The 23,250-nt window shown below is 71.9% G+C and carries 15 protein-coding genes; 4 read left to right on the top strand and 11 right to left on the bottom strand.

Features of this window, described 5'->3' with window-relative positions; genetic code table 11:
• Nucleotides 1-248 precede the first annotated feature (248 nt).
• The 8 genes from IEZ10_RS22070 to IEZ10_RS22035 all read right to left on the bottom strand — a co-directional run bounded on the left by IEZ10_RS22070 (nucleotide 249) and on the right by IEZ10_RS22035 (nucleotide 9,976).
• Complete coding sequence (locus tag IEZ10_RS22070) at nucleotides 249-1,595, bottom strand: sensor histidine kinase (RefSeq protein WP_189248394.1); 1,347 nt, start codon at nucleotides 1,593-1,595, stop codon at nucleotides 249-251.
• A gap of 108 nt (nucleotides 1,596-1,703) precedes the next feature.
• Nucleotides 1,704-3,011, bottom strand: coding sequence for a polysialyltransferase family glycosyltransferase (locus IEZ10_RS22065; protein WP_189248393.1), 1,308 nt, complete (start codon nucleotides 3,009-3,011; stop codon nucleotides 1,704-1,706).
• Entirely contained in the window at nucleotides 3,008-3,943 is a 936-nt protein-coding gene (locus IEZ10_RS40005) for a glycosyltransferase family 2 protein (RefSeq protein ID WP_268246346.1), read from the bottom strand. Before IEZ10_RS40005 ends, IEZ10_RS22065 begins: the two co-directional genes overlap by 4 nt.
• A 144-nt stretch (nucleotides 3,944-4,087) precedes the next feature.
• On the bottom strand, nucleotides 4,088-6,151 hold the full coding sequence (locus IEZ10_RS22055; RefSeq protein ID WP_189248391.1) for an N-acetylneuraminate synthase family protein: 2,064 nt from the start codon (nucleotides 6,149-6,151) through the stop codon (nucleotides 4,088-4,090).
• A gap of 325 nt (nucleotides 6,152-6,476) precedes the next feature.
• The gene (locus IEZ10_RS22050) at nucleotides 6,477-6,662 is read right to left on the bottom strand and encodes a CsbD family protein (protein WP_189248390.1); all 186 of its coding nucleotides are present in this window, start codon (nucleotides 6,660-6,662) and stop codon (nucleotides 6,477-6,479) included.
• 248 nt (nucleotides 6,663-6,910) lie between these two features.
• The gene (locus tag IEZ10_RS22045; protein WP_189248389.1) at nucleotides 6,911-7,585 is read right to left on the bottom strand and encodes a dienelactone hydrolase family protein; all 675 of its coding nucleotides are present in this window, start codon (nucleotides 7,583-7,585) and stop codon (nucleotides 6,911-6,913) included.
• A 71-nt stretch (nucleotides 7,586-7,656) separates the two neighbouring features.
• The gene (locus IEZ10_RS22040) at nucleotides 7,657-8,346 is read right to left on the bottom strand and encodes a phosphoribosyltransferase (RefSeq protein WP_229811509.1); all 690 of its coding nucleotides are present in this window, start codon (nucleotides 8,344-8,346) and stop codon (nucleotides 7,657-7,659) included.
• Between the two features lie 229 nt (nucleotides 8,347-8,575).
• The gene (locus IEZ10_RS22035; protein WP_189248388.1) at nucleotides 8,576-9,976 is read right to left on the bottom strand and encodes an FAD-dependent monooxygenase; all 1,401 of its coding nucleotides are present in this window, start codon (nucleotides 9,974-9,976) and stop codon (nucleotides 8,576-8,578) included.
• A gap of 47 nt (nucleotides 9,977-10,023) precedes the next feature.
• On the opposite strand from IEZ10_RS22035, the gene IEZ10_RS22030 reads away from it, so the two are divergent.
• Nucleotides 10,024-10,359 (top strand): winged helix-turn-helix transcriptional regulator, encoded by a 336-nt coding sequence (locus tag IEZ10_RS22030; protein ID WP_229811508.1) that lies wholly within the window; start codon nucleotides 10,024-10,026, stop codon nucleotides 10,357-10,359.
• Between the two features lie 256 nt (nucleotides 10,360-10,615).
• Here IEZ10_RS22030 and IEZ10_RS22025 read toward each other — a convergent pair whose 3' ends face one another.
• From IEZ10_RS22025 to pulA, 3 genes are all read right to left on the bottom strand, one after another.
• The gene (locus IEZ10_RS22025) at nucleotides 10,616-11,593 is read right to left on the bottom strand and encodes a DUF2382 domain-containing protein (protein ID WP_189248387.1); all 978 of its coding nucleotides are present in this window, start codon (nucleotides 11,591-11,593) and stop codon (nucleotides 10,616-10,618) included.
• 271 nt (nucleotides 11,594-11,864) lie between these two features.
• Nucleotides 11,865-13,586: a carbohydrate-binding module family 20 domain-containing protein gene (locus IEZ10_RS22020; protein ID WP_229811507.1), complete on the bottom strand. Its 1,722-nt coding sequence runs from the start codon at nucleotides 13,584-13,586 to the stop codon at nucleotides 11,865-11,867.
• Between the two features lie 101 nt (nucleotides 13,587-13,687).
• On the bottom strand, nucleotides 13,688-19,600 hold the full coding sequence (gene pulA, locus IEZ10_RS22015; protein ID WP_229811506.1) for a pullulanase-type alpha-1,6-glucosidase: 5,913 nt from the start codon (nucleotides 19,598-19,600) through the stop codon (nucleotides 13,688-13,690).
• A gap of 372 nt (nucleotides 19,601-19,972) precedes the next feature.
• Here pulA and IEZ10_RS22010 point away from each other — a divergent pair, with 372 nt between their 5' ends.
• From IEZ10_RS22010 to IEZ10_RS22000, 3 genes are read left to right on the top strand one after another with little or no spacing between them, the layout of a single operon-like run.
• The gene (locus IEZ10_RS22010) at nucleotides 19,973-21,268 is read left to right on the top strand and encodes an extracellular solute-binding protein (RefSeq protein WP_189248386.1); all 1,296 of its coding nucleotides are present in this window, start codon (nucleotides 19,973-19,975) and stop codon (nucleotides 21,266-21,268) included.
• 4 nt (nucleotides 21,269-21,272) lie between these two features.
• Nucleotides 21,273-22,289, top strand: a complete 1,017-nt coding sequence (locus IEZ10_RS22005; RefSeq protein WP_189248385.1) for a carbohydrate ABC transporter permease — start codon at nucleotides 21,273-21,275, stop codon at nucleotides 22,287-22,289.
• Nucleotides 22,286-23,164 carry a sugar ABC transporter permease gene (locus IEZ10_RS22000; protein ID WP_189248384.1) on the top strand — a complete coding sequence of 293 codons (879 nt, stop codon included), beginning with the start codon at nucleotides 22,286-22,288 and terminating at the stop codon, nucleotides 23,162-23,164. The genes IEZ10_RS22005 and IEZ10_RS22000 overlap by 4 nt, the downstream gene beginning before the upstream one ends.
• Nucleotides 23,165-23,250: the final 86 nt, after the last annotated feature.

The following is a 23,250-nucleotide window of genomic DNA, read 5'->3' as shown; positions in this document are numbered from 1 at the left end:
GCCCCCTCGCTGTGTTCATGGCGACACTGCGTGTCGCGGCTCGGGGGCTCTTGCCCGGTGTCTTCCCTCGTCGTTCGCTCGCTGCGCTCGCTCTCTCCTCAGTCCAGACACCGGTGCCCCCTCGCTGTGTTCATGGCGACACTGCGTGTCGCGGCTCGGGGGCTCTTGCCCGGTGTCTTCCCTCGTCGTTCGCTCGCTGCGCTCGCTCTCTCCTCGGTCCAGACACCGGTGCCCCCTCGCGGCTTTCCTCAGTCCAGGCATCGGCGCCCCTCGTGGGGCTCCTCGGTCGGGCCGGAGTCTTCTGCCAGTAGGGGGAGTCGTAGGACGAACCGGGTGCCGTGTTCGCAGTCGGCGACGTTCAGGCTGCCGCCGTGGCCCTCAGCGATCTCCCGGGCGATCGGCAGGCCCAGTCCGCTGCCGCTCGCGTCGCGTTCGCGGCCCTCCTTCAGCCGGACGAACCGCTGGAACACCCGCTCCCGGTCGGCCTCCGGGATGCCGCCGCCATCGTCGACGACCTCCAGCACCGCGTGCCCCGAGTCGGCGTCAGGGCGCACCTTGACCTGCACCTCGTGCTCGGCGTGCCGCAGCGCGTTGTCCACCAGGTTGGTCAGCACCCGGGTCAGCTGCAGCCGGTCGCCCTCGACCAGCGCGCCCGCCGTCAGGTCGCGGGTGATCTCGTCGGGGCGGCGGTCCAGCTCGGCGCGGACCAGCTCGCCCAGGTCGATCCGCTCGTTGTCGGCCGGTGCGGTGGCGTCCAGCCGGATCACCGCCAGCAGGTCGTCCACCAGCAGTTGGAGCCGGTCGATCGCGCGGTCCAGCCCCTCGAGCGTCGCGTCGGTGTCCGGTTCGGGATCGGACATCGCCAGGTCGAGCTGGGTCCGCAGGGCCGTGACCGGGCTGCGCAGCTCGTGGGAGGCGTCGGCGGCGAACCGCCGCTGCCGGCCGACGGCCTCCTCCAGCCGCCCCAGCGTGGCGTTGACAGTCTCCGCCAGCCTCCTGAACTCCTCCGGATGCCGTGGCTCCGGCACCCGCCGGCCCAGGTCGGTGGCGGTGATCTCACGCAGTTCCGCGCGGATGCCCTCGATCGAGGCGAGCGCCCTGGACATGGTCAGCCAGGTGGCCAGGGAGACCAGACCCACGCAAACCAGCCCGGCCGCGCCGATCAGCGCCGCCCGTCGCGGGTCGAAGAACAGGCCGGGCTCCGGCTGCGCGGCGTAGACCATCCCGCCGGGGACGGCGTAGCCCACGGTGATCATCCGCTGCCCGTTCCAGGTGACGGTTCCGTCCCAGTTCGATTCTCCCGGGGCCGGGCGGGCCGTCGTGAGAGGCCGCCGGTCGGCCGACTCGGGCGCGGTGTCGACCACCCTCCCGCCGATCACCAGCTGGACGACCCCGCCGTCCTCGGCGGTCACCAGGGTGGGTGTGCTGTCCTCCCGGACGATCGCCGCGTTCTGCCGCGCCAGCGACGTGATGTGATCGCGCGCCTCGCCGTTCTCCAACCGCTGGAGAACGGCGAGCAGCCCCAGCCAGCCCAGCACGACGACCACCGTGGTCAGTAGCGCCGCGATCACGGTGCTGCGCGCCCGCAGCGTCATCCCCCTACCTCTCGATCGCCCTCTCAGCGCGGTTCCCGAACCGCATTCAAAACGACTGAAGGGCAATATTCCCAGGTCAAGAGGCATATATGTCTGAATCTTTTGGTTTTACGGGAGTGTCTGTGACAGACGCCGCCAGAGACGGCCGAGGGTCCCTGACCCCGTACGGTCCGGGGCCGGAAGCAGTTCCAGGGCGGACAGCCTCTGGCGCTTGAAATAACGATCGGGGCCGTGCGCGTCCAGGTGGGCGGACGCGGCCTCGCGCAGGCCGGGATGGGCCCCGGCGCGCATGCAGTAGCCGACCGCGCGGACCAGGGCGGGCAGGTCCACCGGCGGCGGCTCGCTCACCGATCCGTCGGCCGCCAGCCGGGGCAGCAGGGCGTCGGTGATCGTCACCGGGATCCGGTTGCTGTTCTCGTACGGCGAGAGCCGCTCCAGAACCTGCTCACCCCCCATCGCCGCCACCGGCAGGCCGTAGTGGTTCCTCGCGGTGACCAGCGCGGTGGAGAAGCAGCCGACGACCAGCCCGGGCCGCAGGGCCGCGAAGTACGACTCGGCGGGGACGCTCTCCGCGGCGACCTCAAGCCTGACACCCACCTCCGCTGCCGTCTCCCGCAGCCGGAGGGCATGCCGGCGCCCGGCTGCCGGGTGAGGCTTGAACAGGACGGTGCCGAACCCCCGGGCGGCCACGCCGCGCAGCATGTCCGCGTGCAGCCCCGCCTCCTCGTCGGCCGTGACGATGTCGAGCGCCGACAGGTACTGACCCAGGATCATCGCCCGGCCCTCCGGAGCCCCGGACATGTCCAGAGCTCCCGCCGCCGGGGCCACCGCCGAGGTCACCGACTCCACCACGTCCAGGAACGCCCGGTCCGGAAGGACGTCGGCGGGCACGCCGTACTCCGACAGCAGCAGCGGGGCCAGGCCCGGCACCAGGTCGAGGTGGAGCAGCCGGGTGATCCGCCCGGAGATCTCCAGCGGCAGGGGGTCGCGGGTGGGGCCGTAGCTCATCAGGCCGTCGGAGTACACGGTGATCGGGCAGTCCCTGACCAGCGTGGCGACGGTCCGGGCGGGCGGCACAGCGACGGACTCCAGGACCAGCTCGCACAGGTCGTCACCGAGGGAGAGCCGCGCGGCCAGCAGGCGGCTCAGCATCGGGACCTCGATGACGCGCGCCTTCCAGTCCGACGGGTGCATCGGGGCCACGATCTCGTTCCACGAGTGGACCTCGTCGAAGCGCGGGCGCAGCGGGGCGAACCCCGGAGCCTCGTCCAGCGGCGGCGTGACCTCCGGGACGGCGGCGTTGTTGGAGACCAGCAGGATCCGCCGGTCATCGCGCGGCCCGAAACGGCCGTCGTCGATCGCGGCCGCCAGCGTCATCGCCCCGAACAGCGTCGAGGCGTAGAACAGCCGTGTCATCGCTCCTCCAGCAGCTTCCGCAGGACCGCGTCGCGCTCCGGTCCCAGGCTCCCGGCCTCGGCCAGCAGGCCGGCGGGCAGCCGCCGCAGGGCCTGGGCGCCGCGCGCCTCGAAGCGGGCGCGCAGCTCCGGCGAGAAGCGGTCGCCCAGCTCCAGATGGTGGACCAGCAGCGCGCAGAAGGTACGGGCGGCCTTGGCGGCGAACTCCTCCTCCGCGTCCCTCTCCAGGTCGGCGAAGACCAGGTCGAACGCGTCGAAGAAGTGCAGCTGCCGGGCATCCCCGACCTGGGTCAGTGAACCCGCCACCATCCGGCGGTAGAAGACCCCGGCCAGCGACACCACCGCGAAGGACGCGGCCCGCCGGTGCAGCCGCCAGATCCACGGCCGGTCCTCGGCGGTGTGCAGATGACCGGGGAAGGTCAGCAGCCCGCCCAGGTCACGGCGATAGATCCCGGCCCAGGCGTAGGGATAGTCCACCATGGTCCGCGACGACAGGGGCAGGATGTGCTCGCGCGGCTTCAGCACCACCCCGCGAACGGCGGGCGGAGCCCGGTGGATCACCCTCCGACGCCCCTCGGCCTGAACGTGGTCCACCCGGACGAAGTCGCAGCCGAGCTGCTCGATCGCCGCCACCAGATCGGCCAGATAGCCCGGGGCGAGCCAGTCGTCACCGTCCATGAAGGTCAGATAACGGCCGGAGGCCAGCGACACCCCCTGGTTGCGGGCGTCGGCCAGCCCCACGGGCGTCTCGTTGCGCAGCACGACCAGCCCGGGCAGCTCGTCGCGGAAGTCCTCGATGATCTGCCCGGTCCGGTCCACCGAACCGTCGTCCACCACGATGAACTCGAAGTCCCGCCGCGCGTTCCGTGCGAGGGACGCCAGCGCGTCGGCCACGTACGTCTCGACGTCCCGCACCGGCACGACAACCGACAACCTGATCAAGGTTCCCTTTCAAGATCACACCCACCCGCGAGGGGGCGCCGGTGTCTGGACTGAGGAGCGGAGGAGCGGAGCGACGGAGTGACGAGGGAAGGCGCCGGGTTTGAGCCCCCGAGCCGCGACGCGCAGCGTCGCCATCTACACAGTGACGCGCCGCAGGCGGGCCTTCGGCCCCTCCTCGCCGGGGAAGATCCGCTTGACGCCGTCGCCCAGTGCGCTCTCGATGACGCGGATGTCGCGGACCAGGTGCTCCAGTCCGGCGGGTTCCAGCGAGGCGGCGTGGTCGGAGCCCCACATCGTGCGGTCGAGTGTGATGTGCCGTTCCACGGCCACCGCCCCGAGGGTCACCGCGGCGAGGGAGATCTGCAGGCCGCGCTCGTGGCCGGAGTAGCCGACCGGCACGCCGTACCGCTCCTGGAGGGTGTGGATCGTGCGGAGGTTGGCCTCCTCCGGGGGGAGGGGGTAGGTGGATGTGGCGTGCATCAGCACGAGCCTGGAGGTGCCGAGGATCTCCACCGCCCGGTCGATCTCCTCCAGCGTGGACATGCCGGTGGACAGGATGATCGGCTTGCCGGTGGCGGCGAGGGCGCGCAGCAGCTCCAGATCCGTCACGCTCGCCGAGGCGACCTTGTGCGTGACCACGTCCATGGACTCCAGGAACTCCACCGACGGCACGTCCCACGGCGAGGCGAACCAGTGGACGCCCCGCTCGCGGCAGTGCTCGGCGATCGCGGTGTACTCGTCCCGGCCGAACTCGGTCCTGAGCTTGTACTCCAGGTAGGTCATCTCGCCCCACGGCGTCTGCCGGATCTGGTCGCGCTGCTCCGGCGGCACGCAGATCTCCGGGGTGCGCTTCTGGAACTTGACGGCCTGGCAGCCCGCCTCGGCCGCCACGTCGATGAGCCTGCGCGCGATGTCGAGGTCGCCGTTGTGGTTGATCCCGATCTCGCCGATCACGTAGACCGGCAGGCCCGCGCCGACCGGCGTGTCGCCGATCCGCACCGGCCTGGTGGCCGGGGCCACCCTCGGTTCGGCGCGGGGAACGGGCACGGATGCGGGCGCCGCCCCGGTTTCCGGGCGTGCGGCGAGGATCCGGTCGCACAGTTCCCGTACGGCCCCCGCCCCGCCGGGCCTGGTGAGCACCACCCGGGCTGCGGCGCGGACCCGGGGGTGGGCGTCGGGCACGGTGACGGGCCAGCCGACCTCGCTCATCGGGCCCAGGTCGTTGACGTCGTTGCCGACGTAGGCGACGCGGGCCGGGTCCAGTCCCTCGATGGCCAGCCAGTCGCGCAGCACGGTCCGCTTGTCGGTCAGCCCCTGCAGGACCGGCACGTCGAGCTTGCGGGCGCGGGCGGTGACCACCGGGTTCCGCTCGGTGGACATGATCAGCAGCTTGACGCCGGATCCGCGCAGCAGCGCCACCCCCATGCCGTCGGAGCGGCTGACCGCGACCATCTCGCGGCCGTCCTGGTCGACGTAGGCGCGGTCGTCGGTGTGCACGCCGTCGAAGTCGGTGATCACGGCGTCCACGTCGAGGGGTTCGGGCCGGTCCACGAACGGCGCCAGCGCCCGGACGATCTCCAGGTCCTCGGGGGAGTCGACCTCGACGGCGTGCCGCGACGGCACGGGCTGCACGGCGACCCGGCCGAAGAAGCGGTGTCCGTGCTCGCGCAGGCCGTCGGCGCGCATCGCGTAGAACGCGCCGGTCTCGCGGAAGTGCGGCTCGCGGTCCTGCCGGCGCGGGCGGAAGGACGGGTCGTGGTTGACGCCCGCGCCGGCGGCGTCCCACAGGAACTCGTGCGTCTCCACGCCGGAGAACACCACGTCCGCGCCGCCGTCCAGGATCCTGGTGACGGCGGCGTCGAGGTCGGCCGGGTCGATGAACGCGCTGGTGCACTGGACCAGCACGACCACCTCCGGGCTCTCGGGAAGCCGGTCGAGCACGTGCAGAACCGCCGACTCGCTGGAGGCGGTGGCCCCGCTCAGCTCCTCCGGCCGCTCGACCACCTCCGCCCCGGACTCGCGGGCCACCCGGGCGATCTCCGCGTGGTCGGTGCTGACCACGACCTCGTCGATCAGCTCGGCCCGCGCGCAGGCCCGCACCGCGCGGGCGACCAGCGGGGTGCCGCCCACCGCGGCCAGGTTCTTCAGCGGCACGCCCACGGAACCGCCACGGGCGGGCACAACGGCCAGGACTCGCAAGGTGACTCCTCGTGACACGGGACGAACGCCCTTGAATCGGGGTGCTCGCCGAACCTAGCCACGAGGGTGGCCGTTCAGGGGTGCCCGAGCTGAACGCCCAGGGTCACCCGCCTTAACTTTCCGGACGCCCGGCGCGGGGGTGATCGCGGAGCTCCCGGAGCCGCGAAGCCGCGGGATCGGGAAGCCGTGAGGCCGTGAGGCCGGGAAGCCTCGGAGGCGCCGGACGCCCGGCCCGCGGCCGCCGTGACGCGCGGGCGCCGCGGGCGGCGTTCATCGCCGCCCGCGGCGCCGATGATCGGAAACCGCGGTCGCAGGAAGGCCCGGACTATTCGGCGAACCTGCCGCGCGCGTCGTCCGCGGCCTTCTTGGCCTTGTCCTTGGCCTTGCCGGCGGCCTCCTTGGCCTTGCCCTTGGCGTGCTCCGCGCGGCCCCGCTCGGCCATCTCGTCGTCGTTCACCGCCTCACCGGCGTTCTCCCTGGCCTTGCCCTTGATCTGGTCGAAGTTCGTCATCGTGGGTCCCCCCGTAGTCAACGACCAATTCGTCACCACCTCTCATAGCCGCGCGAGTGCAGAACCAACCGCTATTTCGATCACTTTAAGTTACTAATCACTGACAGAGAGTGATGAATTACGGCGGACTGTCGGATCTTGGCATCCACGCGGGTTCCGGCGCTCTCAACCGCCGCCCCGGGCACGACCGCAGGACGCGGCCCCTGGGCGGCCCGGTGCTTCCGGCGCGGACCCCGGACCGCGCACGGTCACTCCGGCGCGTCGTCCTGCGAGCTCCGCTCCCGCGGCAGGTGGCGCAGGAACCACTCCCGGGCCAGGGAGGCCACCTGCTCCAGCGCGCCGGGCTCCTCGAACAGGTGCGTGGCCCCCGGCACGATCTCCAGCCGTGTCTCGCCCGGCAGCAGCTCCATCGCCTCCTGGTTGAGTCTGGCGACGATGGGGTCGCGCTCCCCGACGATGAGCAGGGTGGGCTGGCGGACCGACCGCAGCGCGTCGCCGGCCAGGTCCGGCCGCCCGCCGCGGGAGACGACCGCCTTCACCGCGGGCCGTGCGGCGGCGGCGACGAGCGCGGCGGCCGCGCCCGTGCTGGCGCCGAAGAGGCCGATATCGAGGCCGGCGGTGGGCTGGTGCCGGGCCAGCCAGCCGGTCAGGCCGGCCAGCCGTACGGCGAGCCGCCCGATGTCGAAGCGGAACTCGCCGGTTCCCAGGTCGATCCGCTCCTCCTGCGGCGTGAGGAGGTCGGCGAGGACCGTCGCCAGACCGGCTCTTTGCAGTTCGCCCGCCACGTAGCGGTTGCGCGGGCTGTGGCGGCTGCTGCCGCTGCCGTGCGCGAACAGCACCATGCCGTGCGCCGGGTGCGGCACCGCGACGTCGGCCTCCAGCACGACGTCGGCGGCCGGGATCTCCAGGCGTTCAAGGTTCATCCGGACGGCGTTCACGATGCACCCCCTCCACCCTGCAAGGCGCCGCGCCCGCGGACTTCCGCCGGCGCGGACTAGCTGGCCGTCGCCGGCCGGGACCGGATCGCCGAGCGCAGGAGGCTCCGCACCTCCTCGTCCGTCGTCTGGGTGAAGTCCCGGTAGGACTGCCCGACGGCGAAGAAGTACGGGGGCGTGACGGCGCACACCAGTTCGTCGGTCAGGCGGGCGAAGTCGCGGTAGGCCGACTCGGGCGCGGTCGGGACGGCGACGACGGTCCGGGACGGCCGGTGACGGCGGAGCGCCTGGAGGGCGGCGCGCATGCTCGCCCCCGTGGCCAGGCCGTCGTCCACGACGATGACGGTCTTGCCGTCGAGGTCCAGCGCGGGCCGCCCCTGCCGGTACGTCTCCTCCCGCCGGATCAGCTCCTGACCCTCCCGGTCGGCCGCGGCCCGGATGGCCCACTGCGAGATCCCCAGCCGCCCGATGATGTCCTCGTTGAGCACGATGGCGCCGCCGCTGGCGATGGCGCCCATGGCGAGCTCCTCGCGGCCCGGGACGCCCAGCTTGCGCACCAGGAAAACGTCCAGCGGGGCGCCGAGGGCCGTGGCGATCTCGTACGCCACCGGGACGCCGCCGCGCGGCAGCCCCAGCACGACGACGTCGGGTCTGCCGCGGTAGTGCTCCAGGAGGCGCGCGAGGACCCGGCCGGCCTCCCGCCGGTCTTGGAACATGTCGTCCGGTTCGGTGAACAGGTCATCTGACACGGCCGCCACCCCCTGATCGGCGTAGTCCGCCCTGCTCCGTAACGAATATGCCCAAACCATGACAAATGAGTTCGGAATGCGGCGGACGTGGCCCGGGTTTTACCCGCCCCGATCCCCGCCTTTGCGTTTCCCGCCCACCCCGCCCGCCGACCCCGTCCACCCGGCCCCGCCCCGCCCCGCCGACCCCGTTCATCCTGCTCCGGCCGTACGGCGCGCCGCGGCCCGAGCGTCACGGGCGACCCACCCACCGGGACAGGGCGCCGGTCAGGGACCCGGCGTCCGACCCCGTCCAGCAGACGTAGCCGTCGGGGCGCACCAGCACCGCCTCGGCGCCGAGATCACGGGTGGTCGGCGTGTGGTTCACCCGGGCCGACCAGGGGGCCGCGGCGGCGCGCAGCCGGTTCGTGGCGGTGAGGAGCACGGCACGGCCGTCGCGCAGTTCGAGGCCGGGCAGCGGCCGCCCGAGCAGCGGATGCGGCTCCCCCGGCAGGGGGTAGCGGATGTCCAGCCCGGAGATCATGCCGGCGACGACCTTGTTGGCCTCCGGCACCCGCAGCAGCTCCTCGATGATGCCGCGCAGGGCGAGGTTCTCCTCGTCCGGCACCAGCAGCACGGCCTGGGCGCGGGTGTTGGCCAGCACCCGCGCCGCCACCGGGTGCCGCTCGGCGTGGTAGGTGTCGAGCAATCCGTCGGCGGCCCGGCCGCCGACCTCCGCGGCCAGCTTCCAGCCCAGGTTGAAGGCGTCCTGCAGGCCGAGGTTGAGCCCCTGCCCGCCCATCGGCGAGTGGATGTGCGCGGCGTCCCCGGCGAGCAGCACCCGGCCGTGCCGGTACCGCGTGACCTGCCGTGAGGCGTCGGTGAAGCGGGAGGCCCACCGGATCCCGGTGAGCCGCACCCCCGGCCCGAACGAGACGGCCAGCGCCCTGCTCACCTCCTCGGGGGTGACCGGCGCGTCCCGGGGGAGGTCCTGCTGCTCGGGGCCGTAGAAGAGGAAGCGGTGCACGCCGTCGCCGAGCGGCGCCAGGTAGCCCTTCCCAGCGGCGGAGGGGGTCATGACCGGCAGGCTCCACGAGGTGGGAGCGGGTCCGGTGAGGGTGATGTCCGCCACCGCCATGCGCAACCGCCCGTCCAGGCCGGGGAAGGGGATCCCCAGCAGCTCCCGCACCGCGCTCCGCCCGCCGTCGCAGCCCACGAGATGGCGGCCGCGCAGCCGTACCGGACCGGCGGTGGCGGTGACGCCGTCATCGTCCTGCGCGAGCGCGGTCAGCTCGTGCCCGCGCAGCACCCTGACCCCCAGCTCCGCGGCCCTGGCCTCAAGCAGCGCCTCGACCCGCGCCTGCGGGACGCCGACCATGTGGGGGTGCGGGGTGTCCCAGGCGCCGAAGTCCAGCCGCAGCCCGGCGAAGTGGCCGCCGGGCACCAGCTGGACCGCCCGGTCCAGGAGCGGGCCGAGCAGGCCGCGCAGTTCGAGCACCTCGGCGGTACGCGGCTGCAGGCCGAGAGCCTTGGACTGGCCGCCGCGCGCGGCGAGCCGTTCCACCACGACCGCGGACACCCCGGCCAGGCCGAGCTCGGCGGCGAGCATGAGGCCGGTGGGGCCGGCCCCGACAACGATCACATCGACGTCCATGCCGGGACGGTAGCCCGCGGGGTGTCCCTTACTGCAACGATAGGGACGTGACGCAGCAGCTGGATCCCGGCATGTTCGCCGGGTGCGCGCCGATCCCGCCGCCGATCAGGATCGGCGGCAAGTGGACGGCGAAGATCGTGGTCTGCCTGGCGGACGCCCCGCGGAGGTTCTCCGAGCTGGAGGCCGTCCTGCTCGGCATCACGCCCAAGGTGCTCACCGAGTCGCTGCGCGCGATGGCGCGCGACGGTCTGATCGCCCGCACCGCCTACGACGAGCATCCGCCGCGAGTCGAGTACGCGCTGACCCCGCTCGGCCGCACGTTGCTCGAACCCATCGCGGTCGCCTGCCGATGGACCGGGATGTTCGTCCGCGAGCGGCCCTGACCCGGGCGCGGCCACCGCGCCCGGCTCGCCGCCGCCGGTCGTGACCGCGACGCCGGACGGAACATGGACGGGCCGTGACCGCGCGGCGGTCCGGAGACCCGTCACCCTGCCCGCCGACGGCCCGGCCTTCCACGTCTGGCGCCTGGTCTGACGGCGGCTCCCGCCCGGGGGACGCCGGGGGGCGGAAGCCGGGGCCGGGAACGGCGCGGGCCCGTACGGCGGTGCCGTACGGGCCCGGGTTCGGCCGGTGGGCCGGTCAGAGGGTCCGGTCGCGGCCGATGCCGCGGGCGTCGCCCTCGGCCTCGATGCGCTCCTTGCGGACGCCCTCGGAGACGGTCTCCTCGTCGGTGACGCGGTCCTTGGACATGCGGACCCGCTCGACCGGGACGGTCCGCTTCTCGACCGTCGGCCGCTCCTCGCGCAGGATGACCTCGTGCTCGGACTCGGTGATCTCCGGACCGCCGAGGGCGTCGTCGATGTTGGAGTCGGTGATCGGCTCGCGCTCGACGCGGACCTCCTCGCGGGTGACCGGTACGGTGACCTGCTCCTGGTCGGTGACCACGTACTTGCGCAGCCGGGCCCGACCCGCCTCGTGGCTCTCGGTGCCGACGTCCAGCCGCTCCTCCGAGCGGGTCATCGCGTCGTCGCCGGTGTGGCCGGTGTGGCCGGTGCGGCCCATGCCGGCGTGGTCCGTCCGCCCGTGCTCCCGCAGGCCGCCGGTGCGACCGGTGGCGTCCCGGCCCGGGACGCCGGTGCGGCCGAGGCCGTCGTGGTCCACGCCGCCGGTGTGGATCCCGCGCTCGCCGTCCAGGCCGGCGGTGCGGCCCATGCGCTCGCGCTCCCGCAGGCCGCCGGTGTGCGCCCAGCCCGCCTCGCCGGTCTCGCCGGTCCGGTTGGCCTCCTGCCAGGAGCCCTCCCAGTCGATGTCGTAGTAGCGGTAGAGCTCGCGCTCCTCCTCGGCGGACATGTGGCCGCCGGACTCGACGTCGATGTTGGGGGCGTCCTTGATGCGGTCCTTGTCGAGGGCCACCTCGATGCGGTCGCCCACCACGTTGGCCGTCTGGACCGGGACGAAGGTCTCGTTCATACCGAACAGCCCGGTCCGCACGCAGAGCCAGGCGGGCCGGCCGGTGGCGTCGTCGACGTAGACATGCTCGACCTTGCCGACCTTTTCGCCATTGTTGTCGTAAACAGGCTGGTTAAGGACAGTCTGAAGCTGGTCGTGGGTAATCATACTTTTTCCCCTCCTTTGTCCCTCTTTGACGTGTTGCAGCAGTGACGTACCACGTGATCCGGAAGATAACCACGATCGCCGGAATTGATCCGTTCGTACCGCGCCGCGCGTCCCCCGTGAAGGTCGCTCAGGGGCAGGTCGAGGCGGGCGGGAAACGGAACCGCCGGCCCGGAAAAATTTTTCCGAGCCGGCGGCTCCCCACGACACGTCAGCCCGGCATCCACGTCCGGCGCCCGGGGCGGTGGGTCACCGGGCCGTCACCCGGGGGAGGTCAGCGCCAGGTGTCGCTGCGCGTCGCGGTGCCGCCTGCGGGGGTGGTGAAGGAGCGGTCGGGGTCGCTCTCCCAGGTCACCGACCCGTCGGGGTTCTTCTTGATGTACTTGTAGAAGATCGTCCGCCCGGCGGGCAGGCCGACCGTGCCCCGCCAGACGGGGTAGGCCGCCGACGACAGCGCCACCGCGTTCGCCGGGTTCCAGCTCCCGAGCTCGGGCACGTCGCCCACGACGAAGACGTTCTGCCCCCAGTAGGTCGTGGCGTTCACCGCGAAGGTGGCGGCGACCGTGTCCGGCGAGGGGGAGTCCGTGGGGGTGGGCCGGGGGCCGCCGATGTGGACGGCGACCGCGCCCCTCGCCGGTACGGTCACCGTGGCGGTGCCGTTCGCCGCGACCGTCACCGAGCCGCCGCCCACGTCGTTGGCGTAGGTGCCGGCGGGCAGGCCGGTGCTGAAGGTCCGGGTGACGGAGCCGCCCTCGTTGTTGATCGCGACCCAGCCCTTGCCGCCGCGGCTGAAGGCGATCACGTTGTTGCCGTTGTCGTACCAGTTGCCGACGGAGGTGCCCGCGACGGCCCGGTTGAAGCCGACCATGCCGCTCATCTGCCGGTGGAAGCAGGTCCACCGGCCGTTCCCGCAGTCGGCGTCGGTGACGAACCCGCCGTTCGCCGACGGGGGACCGGCCTCCTTGTCACCCCAGGTGAAACCGGAGTAGACGCTCGGCGTGCCGTACGGCCAGGCCAGCATGAAGACGTTGGCCAGCTTGTAGGCGTCGCCGTACTTGTAGTTGAGGGTGGAGCCGTTGCGCTCGGTGTCGTGGTTGTCGACGAAGACCACTGCCTTGTCGCTCGGCACCGACAGGCCCCAGCTCTGCCCGAAGGTCGAAAGCCACTTGATCTGGCCGGTGAACTGCTCCTTCAGCTTGCGGCCGTACACGAACTCGTGCACGTCGCCGACCCCGGTGTAGTGGCTCGGCTTGACCGCCTCGTTCGGGCCCTCGATGACCTCGTGGTGGAGGTAGGGCGAGCCCTTCAGCTTCGACCTGATCGCCGACAGGTCGCCGGGGCTGATGTGCTTGGCGGCGTCGACGCGGAAGCCGTCCACGCCGAGGTCGGTCAGCCTGTTGAGGTAGCCGGCGATCTGGTCGCGGACGTGGTCGGAGCCGGTGTTGAGGTCGGACAGGCCGACCAGCTCGCAGTTCTGCACCCGCCAGGCGTCGTTCACGTAGTCGGAGTCGTTGATCGTGCAGGCGGGGGAGTGGAAGTCGGCGGAGGAGTACAGCCCGGGGTAGTCGTACTTGCCGAAGTCGTAGCCGCCGTAGCTTCTGCTGCCCTGGCCGGTCATGTGGTTGACGACCACGTCGGCGTGGACCTTGACGCCCGCGGAGTGGCAGGCGTTCACCATGTTCCTGAACGCGTTCTCGTCGCCGAACTTGCTGTTGAGCGTGTAGCGGGCGGGCTGGTAGACGTCCCACCAGACGGAGCCGCCCTTGCTCATCGAGTCGCTGGGCGGGGAGACCTGGACGGCCGCGTACCCGGCGGGGCCGAGCACGCCGGTGCACTCCCGGGCGACCGAGTTCCAGTTCCAGTTCCACATGTTGACGATCGGGCCGGGGGTGGGCGGCGACGCCTGGGCGGGCGCGGCGGTCGTGACGGGGAGCGCGACGGCGGCGCTCGCCAGGACGGTCGCCGCCACGGTCAGGACGGCTTTGTAGGATCTCACGGGGGCCTCCAGATGGATGGACGGATTCCCTTGGCCGGGCCGGGTGTTGCAGCACCCGGCCCGGGTCTTTCCCTCCGGGGCCGCGGGGCCCCGGGAGGCTCTCAGCCGCGCGGCCGGACGAAGACGGCGACCGTGCGGGCCGGTACCGTCAGCGTGCCGGTGGCGGAGTCGAAGGCCGACGTCTTCACGACGGCGTCGGTCCCGTCCGCCTGGACGGGGTGGAGGGTCACCGCGGTGCCCTTGAGCGCGGCCACGGTCTGCGACCGCTTCTCGGGCGTGGCGTTGAACACGACGGTGAGCGAGTCCCACCTCGGGTCGATTCCCGAGGCGTCCAGGTGCATGGTCACCACACCCGGCGTCTCGGCGGCGCCGCTCAGCGGGAAGGTCAGCCGCTTCTGCACCTCGGCGGCCGAGCCGAGGGTGAAGGCGGGGGAGGAGGAGCGGATCCTCAGCAGCTCGCCGTACAGGTTCCGCGCCGAGGTGATCGCCGCGCAGTCCGGCTTCAGCGCCGGGTCGGCCAGCAGCGGCCGGGCGTAGGACCACTTGTCCTCGTTGTCCGCCCTGGGCGGCAGGCCCGCGCCGAAGCCGTTGCCCGCCGAGCAGTCCCACAGCAGCTGGTTGAACCAGTCGCCGGAGTCGAAGGAGTTGCGGTCCAGTGACTTCGAGCGCAGCCGCTCGGTTCCGGCGTGGACGAACGAGGTGCCCTGCCCGAGGACGGTCGTGGCCAACGACAGCGACTGCATGCGCACCCGGTCGGCCATCGGGGTGGCCTGCGGCAGCTTGTAGGCCAGCGCGTCGAACAGCGTCTCGTTGTCGTGGGCGTCGACGTAGGTGACGGCCTCGCCCGGCGCGGCGGTGTAGCCGGCCGCCGATCCGTTGTAGTCCACCTCCGATCCCTTGACCCGCCTGCCGCGCGAGTCGGTGAAGGCGTAGTCGCGCAGGTTGCCGGTCAGGCCCACCTTGATCAGGTCCTGGTAGCCCAGCAGGCGGGCCCGCTGCTGCTCGGCGGTGCCGTTGGCGGGCGAGCCGTTGGGCGCGCCGGCCAGGCCGGAGCCGAAGCCCTGGATCCGGGGGTCGGCGTCGAACGGCGTGCCGCCGCGCACCGCGTCGCGCAGCCGGTCGTTGAAGGTGCCGATCCCGGTGCCGGCCATGTTGGCCTGGGTGGCCTGTTCGAAGCGGGCGTCGTCGGCGACCTCGCCGAAGTTCCAGCCCTCGCCGTACAGGATGATCGACTTGCCGTCCACCCCGTCCTTCTCCGGGGTGAGCGCGTCGAGGGCCCTGCGGACCGCGACGATGTTCGCCTTCGGGTGGTGGCCCATCAGGTCGAAGCGGAAGCCGTCCACCTTGTACTGCTTCGCCCAGGTGACGATGGAGTCGACGACGAGCCTGCCCATCATCGCGTGCTCGGGGGCGGTGTTGGCGCAGCAGGTGGAGGTGGCCACCGCGCCGTCGTCGAGCAGCCGGTGGTAGTAGCCGGGCACGACGCGGTCGAGCACCGAGGTCGGGTCCTGGCCGGCGGCGTGGGTGTGGTTGTAGACGACGTCCATGACCACCCGCAGGCCGGCCTTGTTGAGGCCCTGCACCATGCCGCGGAACTCCTTGATCCGGGCGGTGCCGTCCGGGTCGGAGGCGTAGGAGCCCTCGGGCACGGTGTAGTGCCGCGGGTCGTAGCCCCAGTTGAAGGCGTCCTTGGCGGCGGCCTTTCCGACGCACTCCTGCTGCCGGTCGGAGTCGGCGGGCAGCGCGGCCAGGTCGCAGTCCGGCTCGGCGCGGTCGGCCTTCCTCTCCGGGATGGTCGCGATGTCGAAGACCGGCAGCAGGTGGACGTGGGTCAGGCCGTCCTCGGCCAGCTCACGCAGCTCCCGCATCCCGGCGTAGTCGCCGGTGAACGCCGCGTAGGTGCCGCGCCGGTCGGCGGGGACGGTGGTGTCGGAGGCGGAGAAGTCGCGCACGTGCAGTTCGTAGATCGACGCCCTGTCCTGCGGGACGGCCTTCGGCTTGACCAGGGAGGTCCAGCCGTCGGGCCGCAGCGACCGGTCGCCGAGGTCGACGAGCTGGCTGCGGACGGAGTCGGCGGCCAGCGACAGGCTGTAGGGGTCGGTCACCTCGTTGGTGACGACCTTCCCCGCGGCGGGGGAGTAGACCGTGACCAGGAAGGTGTAGTAGCGGCCCTTCCAGGCGGCCGCGCCCCGCACCGACCAGACGCCGGTGGCGTCGTCGCGGCGCATCGGGTGCACGGCGCGCTCTCCGCCGGACGGGTCGCGGTAGAGCGCGAGCTCGACCTTGCGCGCGGTCGGCGCCCAGACCGACAGCCGGGGTACGCCGTCCCAGACCGGGCCCAGTTCGGCGCCGGCCGCCTTGGCGTAGACGTCGTCGAGCACGCCGGGCAGCTGCACGCCGGTGGCGGCCAGCAGCGCGCCGGAGGTGTCCCGCTCGACGGCCACGACCTGCCCGCGCAGCGCCTCGGCGACCAGACCGGCGTCGCGCGGGTCCACGGTGAGGGCGGCGTATCCGGCGAGGTGCGGCCACCTGGCCTTCTGCGCGTCGGTGAGGGCGCCGGGGACCAGCCGGATGATCCGGAGGTCGCCGGTGAGGTCGCCGTCGGCGTGGGCGATGTCACCCTTGGCGGAGAAGGCGAGGGAGTGGTGCGTGGAACCGGACGGCTCCACCTTCCAGACGACGGTGTTCCGGTCGATCCACTGGGCGGCTGCCTTGGTCAGGTCGGCGTCGGCCCCGCGCGCCGCGGGCTGCGGCAGCAGGTTCCCTTCGGTGGCCGCCACCCGCCAGACCTCGTTCCCCGTCGCGGCCAGGTCGAGCGACTGGTCGACGGGCAGGTCCTTGTCGTCGCCGTTGTGGATGATGTAGCTCACGTTCTTCGCCCCCTCTTTCAGGGGGATCCGGAAACGGAGCCCGAACGCGTCCCGGCCCTCGGGCTGGAGCGGGGCGGCCCACTCGGTGGGCGCGGCCACGTCACCCCACAGGTGCAGTCCCCAGCCGTCGTATTTCCCGTCCGGCCGGTGGTAATGCACGATCGCGACGTTCTCGGCCGCGGCCCGGGTCGGGTGGACCTCCGTCTTCCCCGAGACGACGTACGCCTCCGGCTGCGCGGCCGGGGTGAACGTCTGGTCGGGTCCGGGGTCCTTGACGTCGCCCTTGTGGACGATGTGGTTCAGCGGGGCGTCGGCGTTCTTCAGCGGGACCTTCCAGAACGCGCCGTAGGAGTCGACGCCGTCCGGCGGGCGGGGGGACGCCCAGTCGGTGCCGGCGCCGTCGGCCAGGCCGTCGCCCCACAGATGCAGTCCCCAGCCGTCGTAGTCCTTGCCGGGCCGCGCGTAGTGGACGGTGGCGTAGCCCTGGGCCTGCGCGCGGGAGGCGTAGGTCCCGGCCCTGCCGGACGCCACCCAGACCTCGCCGGTCCTGGCGGGGTTGACGACGCGGTCGCCGCCATCCTTCTCGTCGCCCTTGTGGACGATGATCCCGACGTCGGTCGCGCCGGGTTTGAGCTTGACCCAGGCGAACCTGCCGTAGGAGTCCTCACCGGTCAGCGGAAGCGGGGAGCCCCACTCGGTGGGCCGCTCCACGTCGCCCCAGACGTGCAGGCCCCAGCCGTCGTAGTCCCCGGCGTCCCCGGCGTCTTTCGCGTCCGGGCGCTGGTAGTGCACGACCAGCCAGTCGCGGGTGACCGCGCCCGGGTCCTGCGGAGCGGGCTCGGCGCCGACCGCGGCGGACGCCGTGGCCGAGGCGAGGCGGCCCGCGGAGTCCTTCACGATCGCCCGGTAGGTGATCTTCGTGCCGGCCGGGATCCCGCGCAGGTCGTGGAAGACCCGGAAGGTACGGCCGGCGGCCGTGGCGTTGGGCGCGTCGTCGGTGCCGAGCACCCTCCAGCCGCCGTCGCCGACCCTGGCGGCGAACGTCACCTGGTCGAAGCCGCTTCCGGGCACGGTGGCGGTGACCGGGATCCGGCCGTCCTCGGCGGTGCCCCTGATCTCGGCGCCGGGCAGGGCGATCGAGACGGCCGGGGCGGCGGCGGGGGCGGCGAGCGCCCCGCGCGCCTTGTACACGACGGCCGACAGCGCCGGCACGGTCAGCGGCAGCTTCGCGTCGGCGCCCGAGGTCAGGTCCGCGGGGCCCTCGCCGTACACCTTGGTGAAGGCCATGCCGGGGGAGAACGTCGGCACGGCGGCGGCGCCGGCCCGTTCGGCGTTGTTGACCGCCACGACGTACTCGACCCGGTCGCGGGCGCCGATCCGGGAGAAGGCGTAGACACCGCCCGCGGCCAGGCGCTCGATCTGGGCGCCGTCGGCCAGGGCCGGGTTGTCCTGGCGCAGCTTCGCCAGGGCGGAGATGCCCTGGTACAGCGGGTGGCCGGGGACGAAGTTGTCCTGGGCGTGGGTGGCCGTGGTGCCGATCAGGTCGTCGTCGAGATAGTCGCCGGCCTTGGAGGCGAACATCGTCTGGCGGGCGTCCTTGTCGCCGCCGCTCCCGGTGAACCCCTGTTCGTCGCCGTAATAAACGACCGGCTGGCCGCGGGTGAGGTACATCAGCTCGTGGGCCAGCAGGTCGCGGCGGAGCAGCTCGGCGTCGTCCGCGCCGGGGTTGTCCTGGGCGAGGAAGCGGCCGATGCGGCCCATGTCGTGGTTGCCGAGGAAGGTCGGCAGCGAGGCGGCGTTTCCGTCGGCGTCGGTGTGGTGGTCGTCGTCGGCGTACAGCCTCGCCAGCCGGGCGGCGTCCGCGGTGCCGCCGCTGAAGGACCGGGCGGCCTCCTGGAACGGGAAGTCCAGGGTGGCGTCCAGCCCGCCGCGGGTGGAGTAGCGGCTGGTGAAGGCGGGGTCGCCGGAGTAGACCTCGCCGAACATGAAGAACCGCTTGTCGCCCTGCTTCGCCGCGTAGTCGTGCAGGGCGGGGGAGAAGCGCTCCCAGAACCCCATGTCGACGTGCTTGGCGGTGTCGATGCGGAACCCGTCGATGCCGGTCTCGCGGACCCACGTCTTGTAGATGTCGGCCATGCCTTTGACGACCTCGGGCCGTTCGGTCCACAGGTCGTCGAGACCGGAGAAGTCGCCGTACTCGGAGCTCTCGCCGCTGAAGGTGGAGTCGCCCCGGTTGTGGTACATCGTCGGGTCGTTCAGCCAGGCCGGAGTCTTGGCGTTCTTCGGTGCGACCGGCGTGTAGGGGAAGGAGTCGGCGGTCACCGTGGGGAAGGTGTCCTTGCCGGCGTAGGCGCGGTCGTCGAACGGCACGCCGCGGGCGTCGACGTAGGGGTAGGCGCCCTTGGAGCGGTAGGAGTAGGTCTTCTCCCTGTAGTCGATCACGTCGGCGGTGTGGTTGGTGATGATGTCGAAGAAGACCTTCATCCCCCGCCGGTGCGCCTCGCGCACGAGCCGCTTCATCTCGGCGTTCGTCCCCAGGTGGGGGTCGATCCGGGTGAAGTCGGTGATCCAGTAGCCGTGGTAGCCGGCCGAGGCGTTCGCGCCGGCGCCCTGGACGGGCCGGTTGCGGAACGCCGGGGTGATCCAGATCGCGGTGCTGCCGAGGTTCTTGACGTAGTCGAGCCGGTCGATCAGGCCCTTGAGGTCCCCGCCCTGGTAGAACCCCTTGTCGGTGGGGTCGAAGCCGGTGGTGAGCCGGTCGCCGGACAGGCCGCCGCGGTTGTTGCCGGGGTCGCCGTCGGCGAACCGGTCGGTCATCGCGAAGTAGAACCGCTCGCGGGTGAGCTTGGTGCGCGCGGCGTCCCGGGCGAGGTCCCTGTCGGCGGGCTCGGCCGTACGGCTCAGCGCGGAGACCACGGGCGACGCGGAGGCGGGCGCGGCGGGCACGGCGCCGGGGGTCGCGGAGGCGGGAGCGGGGGAGGCGGCGGGGGCGGGCGGCGCGGAGGCGGGGCTCGCCGCCGGGGGAGAGGCGGGGGACGACGCGTGGGCGGGGGCGGCGAGGGGCGGCACGAGCAGCGCCGCCGCGATGACGGCCGCGGTGAGCGGTCCCGTCCTCGCGCGCCGTGGGGGGAGCGGCCGGACCACCGGTGGCCTCCACGGTTGTTTCGGGGGTGTTGCCCGGAAGTTACTCATTAGCCATGATCTATGCAATCCCTTGCGGAAACTTTCTGCACGGTTCCGCCGGGCATCCCGCCCGAAGCGCGGAACGCCCGCCCCCGCCGGGTCTCCCGGCCTCCCGGAGACGGGTCGGCGGCCCGCCCCCGGCTCGCTCCCGGCCAGGTCAGAGGCGGGAGAAGGTCACGAAACGGTTGCCTTCGCCGGGTTTGTAACAAGTTTGCAGACTCTTGCAGCAAGTTCTTCCAAAGGAGTTCACGTCGGCGTAACGTCCGGCGTACTCCAAACCCGGCCCGGAGTCTCCCCATCCCGGTCCGGTCCCCTGAACGATGAGGAGAAATGATGCGGCGAGCCTTCTCGGCCGCGACGATCGTCGCGGCTCTCGCCCTTGCGGTCTCGGCCTGTGGCGGCGGCGACGGCGGCTCGGCGGCGGCGCCGGCCGGCTCGGCCCCGTCGGACCCCACGAAGATCAAGGGTGAGATCACCTGGTGGGACACGGTCCGGCCGGACAGCGAGGGCCCGACGTTCCAGGCGCTCATCAAGGAGTTCCAGGCGAAGTACCCGAACATCAAGGTCAACTACGTCAACGTCCCCTCGGACCAGGCGCAGAACAAGTTCCAGACCGCCGCGCAGGCCGGTTCCGGCGCGCCCGACGTGATCCGTTCCGAGGTGGCCTGGACCTCCCAGTTCGCCTCGCTCGGTTACCTGCAGCCGCTGGACGGCACCCGCGCCCTGGAGAACGAGTCCGACTTCCTGCCCAGCCCGCTGAGCAGCACCAAGTACAACGGCAAGGCCTACGCCGTGCCGCAGGTCACCGACACCCTGGCGCTGCTGTACAACAAGAGGCTGCTGAAGGAGGCCGGGCACGAGGAGGCCCCGAAGACGGTCGAGGAGCTCAAGCAGACCGCCCTCGACGTCAAGAAGAAGACCGGCGCCGACGGCCTCGCGCTCAACGTGGACGCCTACTTCCTGCTGCCGTTCATGTACGGCGAGGGCGGCGACATGCTCGACGCCCCGAACAAGAAGATCACCGTGAACTCCCCGGCCAACGCCAAGGCGATGGGCACGATCGACGACCTGATCAAGTCGGGCGCCGCGCCCAAGCCGGCCATCCAGGACAGCTACGCCAACGCGATGACCGCCCTCAAGGAGGGCAAGACCGCGATGATCTACAACGGCCCGTGGTCGCTGGCCGAGGTCTACCAGGGCAAGGAGTTCAAGGACAAGGAGAACCTGGGCATCGCCCCGGTCCCCGCGGGCTCGGTCAAGGCCGGCGCCCCCACCGGTGGCTGGAACTACGCCATCTACGCCGGTTCCAAGAACCTGGACGCCTCCTACGAGTTCGTCCGCTTCATGAGCACCCCCGAGGCCCAGGCGAAGATCGCCAAGGAGATCAGCCTCCTGCCGACCCGCGCCTCCGCCTACGACAACCCCGACGTCACGGGCAACAAGGACGTCGCCACCTTCAAGCCGATCCTCGACACCGCGGTCCCGCGGCCGTGGATCCCCGAGGGCGGCCAGCTCTTCCAGCCGCTGCTGGAGGGCTACCAGGCCCTGGTCGGCGGCAAGACCACGCCCGAGGAGATGCTCAAGACGGTCGACCAGAAGTACCGCGGCATCTTCAAGGACTGGAGCTGACACCGTGGCGACCTCCACTGGACGTGTGACCGGCACGGCCAGGGACCGGGCCGCGGGCGCCGACGACGGCGCCCGCGGCCGGGGCCGGCCCCGAAAGGCCGGCCCGTTCCGGCGCGCCACGTCGCAGTACTGGTACGCCTGGGCCATGGTGGCCCCGGTCGTCGTGGTCACCGCCGTGCTGATCGGCTGGCCGCTGGTCCGGGGGGTCTACCTGTCCCTGACCGACGCCACCGAGGCCACGATGGGCCGGACCATCGGCGTCAACGTGATCCCCTCGACCTACGAGTTCGTCGGGTTCGGCAACTACGTCGACATCCTCACCAGCGGGGTCTTCTGGGAGAAGCTGACCTGGACGGTCGTCTGGACCGTCGCCTGCGTCGCCCTGCACTACGGCCTCGGCCTCGGTCTGGCCATGATGCTCAACCGCAGGCTGCGGTTCCGCTCGTTCTACCGGCTGCTGCTGATCCTGCCGTGGGCGATCCCCGGATTCGTCGCCGCCTTCATCTGGCGCTACCTCTACAACAGCGACTTCGGCGTCATCAACGCGATGCTGCGCGCGGCCGGGTTGGGTGGCGTCGGCTGGCTCGACGACCCGACCACCGCGAAGATCGCGGTCATCGCGGTCAACGTCTGGGTGGGCGTGCCGTTCATGATGGTGGCCCTGCTCGGCGGGCTCCAGTCGATCCCCGCGGAGCTCTACGAGGCGGCCGAGGTGGACGGCGCCACGCCGATGCAGCGCTTCCGGCACATCACGATCCCCGGGCTCCGCACGGTCTCCAGCACCGTCGTGCTGCTCGGCACGATCTGGACGTTCAACATGTTCCCGCTGATCTTCCTGATCACCGGGGGAGGGCCCGGCAGCGCCACGGAGATCCTGGTGACCTACGCCTACCGTGAGGCGTTCACCGGCATCCGCAACTACTCGGGCTCGGCGGCCTGGGGCGTGATCATCCTGCTGCTCCTCGTCGTGATGGCCCTGGTCTACCGCCGCGCGCTGCGCCGGCAGGGGGAGGTCTGGTGAGCACCGCCACCGCAGAGCCCGCGCGGCCCCGCCGCGCCCGCGGCCGTGACGACCGGAGCGTCGGCGGCTCGATCCTGCTGCACGCGACGCTCATCGTCGCCTCGATCATCTCGATCTTCCCCATCGTCTGGCTCGTGCTGACCTCGCTCAAGCCGCGCGACGGCTGGCTGTCCACCGAGCTGAAGATCTTCGATCAGCCGTCGCTGGACAACTACGTCCGCGTCCTGACCGAGACGGGCTTCCCGACCTGGCTGCTCAACTCGGTGATCGTCGCGGGCCTGACCACGGTCATCGGCGTCTTCCTGGCCTCGACGACCGGCTACGCGATCAGCCGCTTCCGCTTCCCCGGCTACCGCGGCGTGATGTGGATGCTGCTGGTCACCCAGATGTTCCCGGTGGCCATCCTGATCGTGCCGCTGTACAACCTCATGGCCGGCCTCGGGCTGCTCAACCAGATCCCGGGCCTGGTGATCGCATACATGACGGTCGCGGTGCCGTTCTGCGCCTGGATGATGAAGGGCTACTTCGACTCCATCCCGCGCGAGATCGACCAGGCCGGAATGATCGACGGGCTGACGCCGTTCGGCACCTTCTGGCGGGTCATCCTGCCGCTGGCCCGGCCCAGCATCGCGGTCACCGCCTTCTACTCCTTCATGACGGCCTGGGGCGAGGTCGCCTACGCCTCGGTCTTCATGACGGGGGAGGACACCCGCACCCTCGCCGTCGGCCTGCAGCAGTTCGTCGGCCAGCACTGGTCGGACTGGGGCCTGCTGACGGCCTCGGCGGTGCTGATCGCGCTGCCCGCGGCGGTCGTCTTCCTGCTCGTCCAGCGCCACCTGGTCGCCGGGCTCACCGCGGGGGCGACGAAGTCGTGAGCCGGCGCCGCCCGTGGGGGCGGCGCCACCGCGCACCGGTCGGCAACCGGTACCACCGCGCACCAAGCACAACACGTCCTGATATG

The sequence above is a fragment of the Streptosporangium pseudovulgare genome (assembly GCF_014648055.1).
Taxonomy (GTDB): domain Bacteria; phylum Actinomycetota; class Actinomycetes; order Streptosporangiales; family Streptosporangiaceae; genus Streptosporangium; species Streptosporangium pseudovulgare.
The sequence above is the reverse complement of the archived record's forward strand: the minus strand, read 5'-3'. Positions and strand labels throughout refer to the sequence as shown.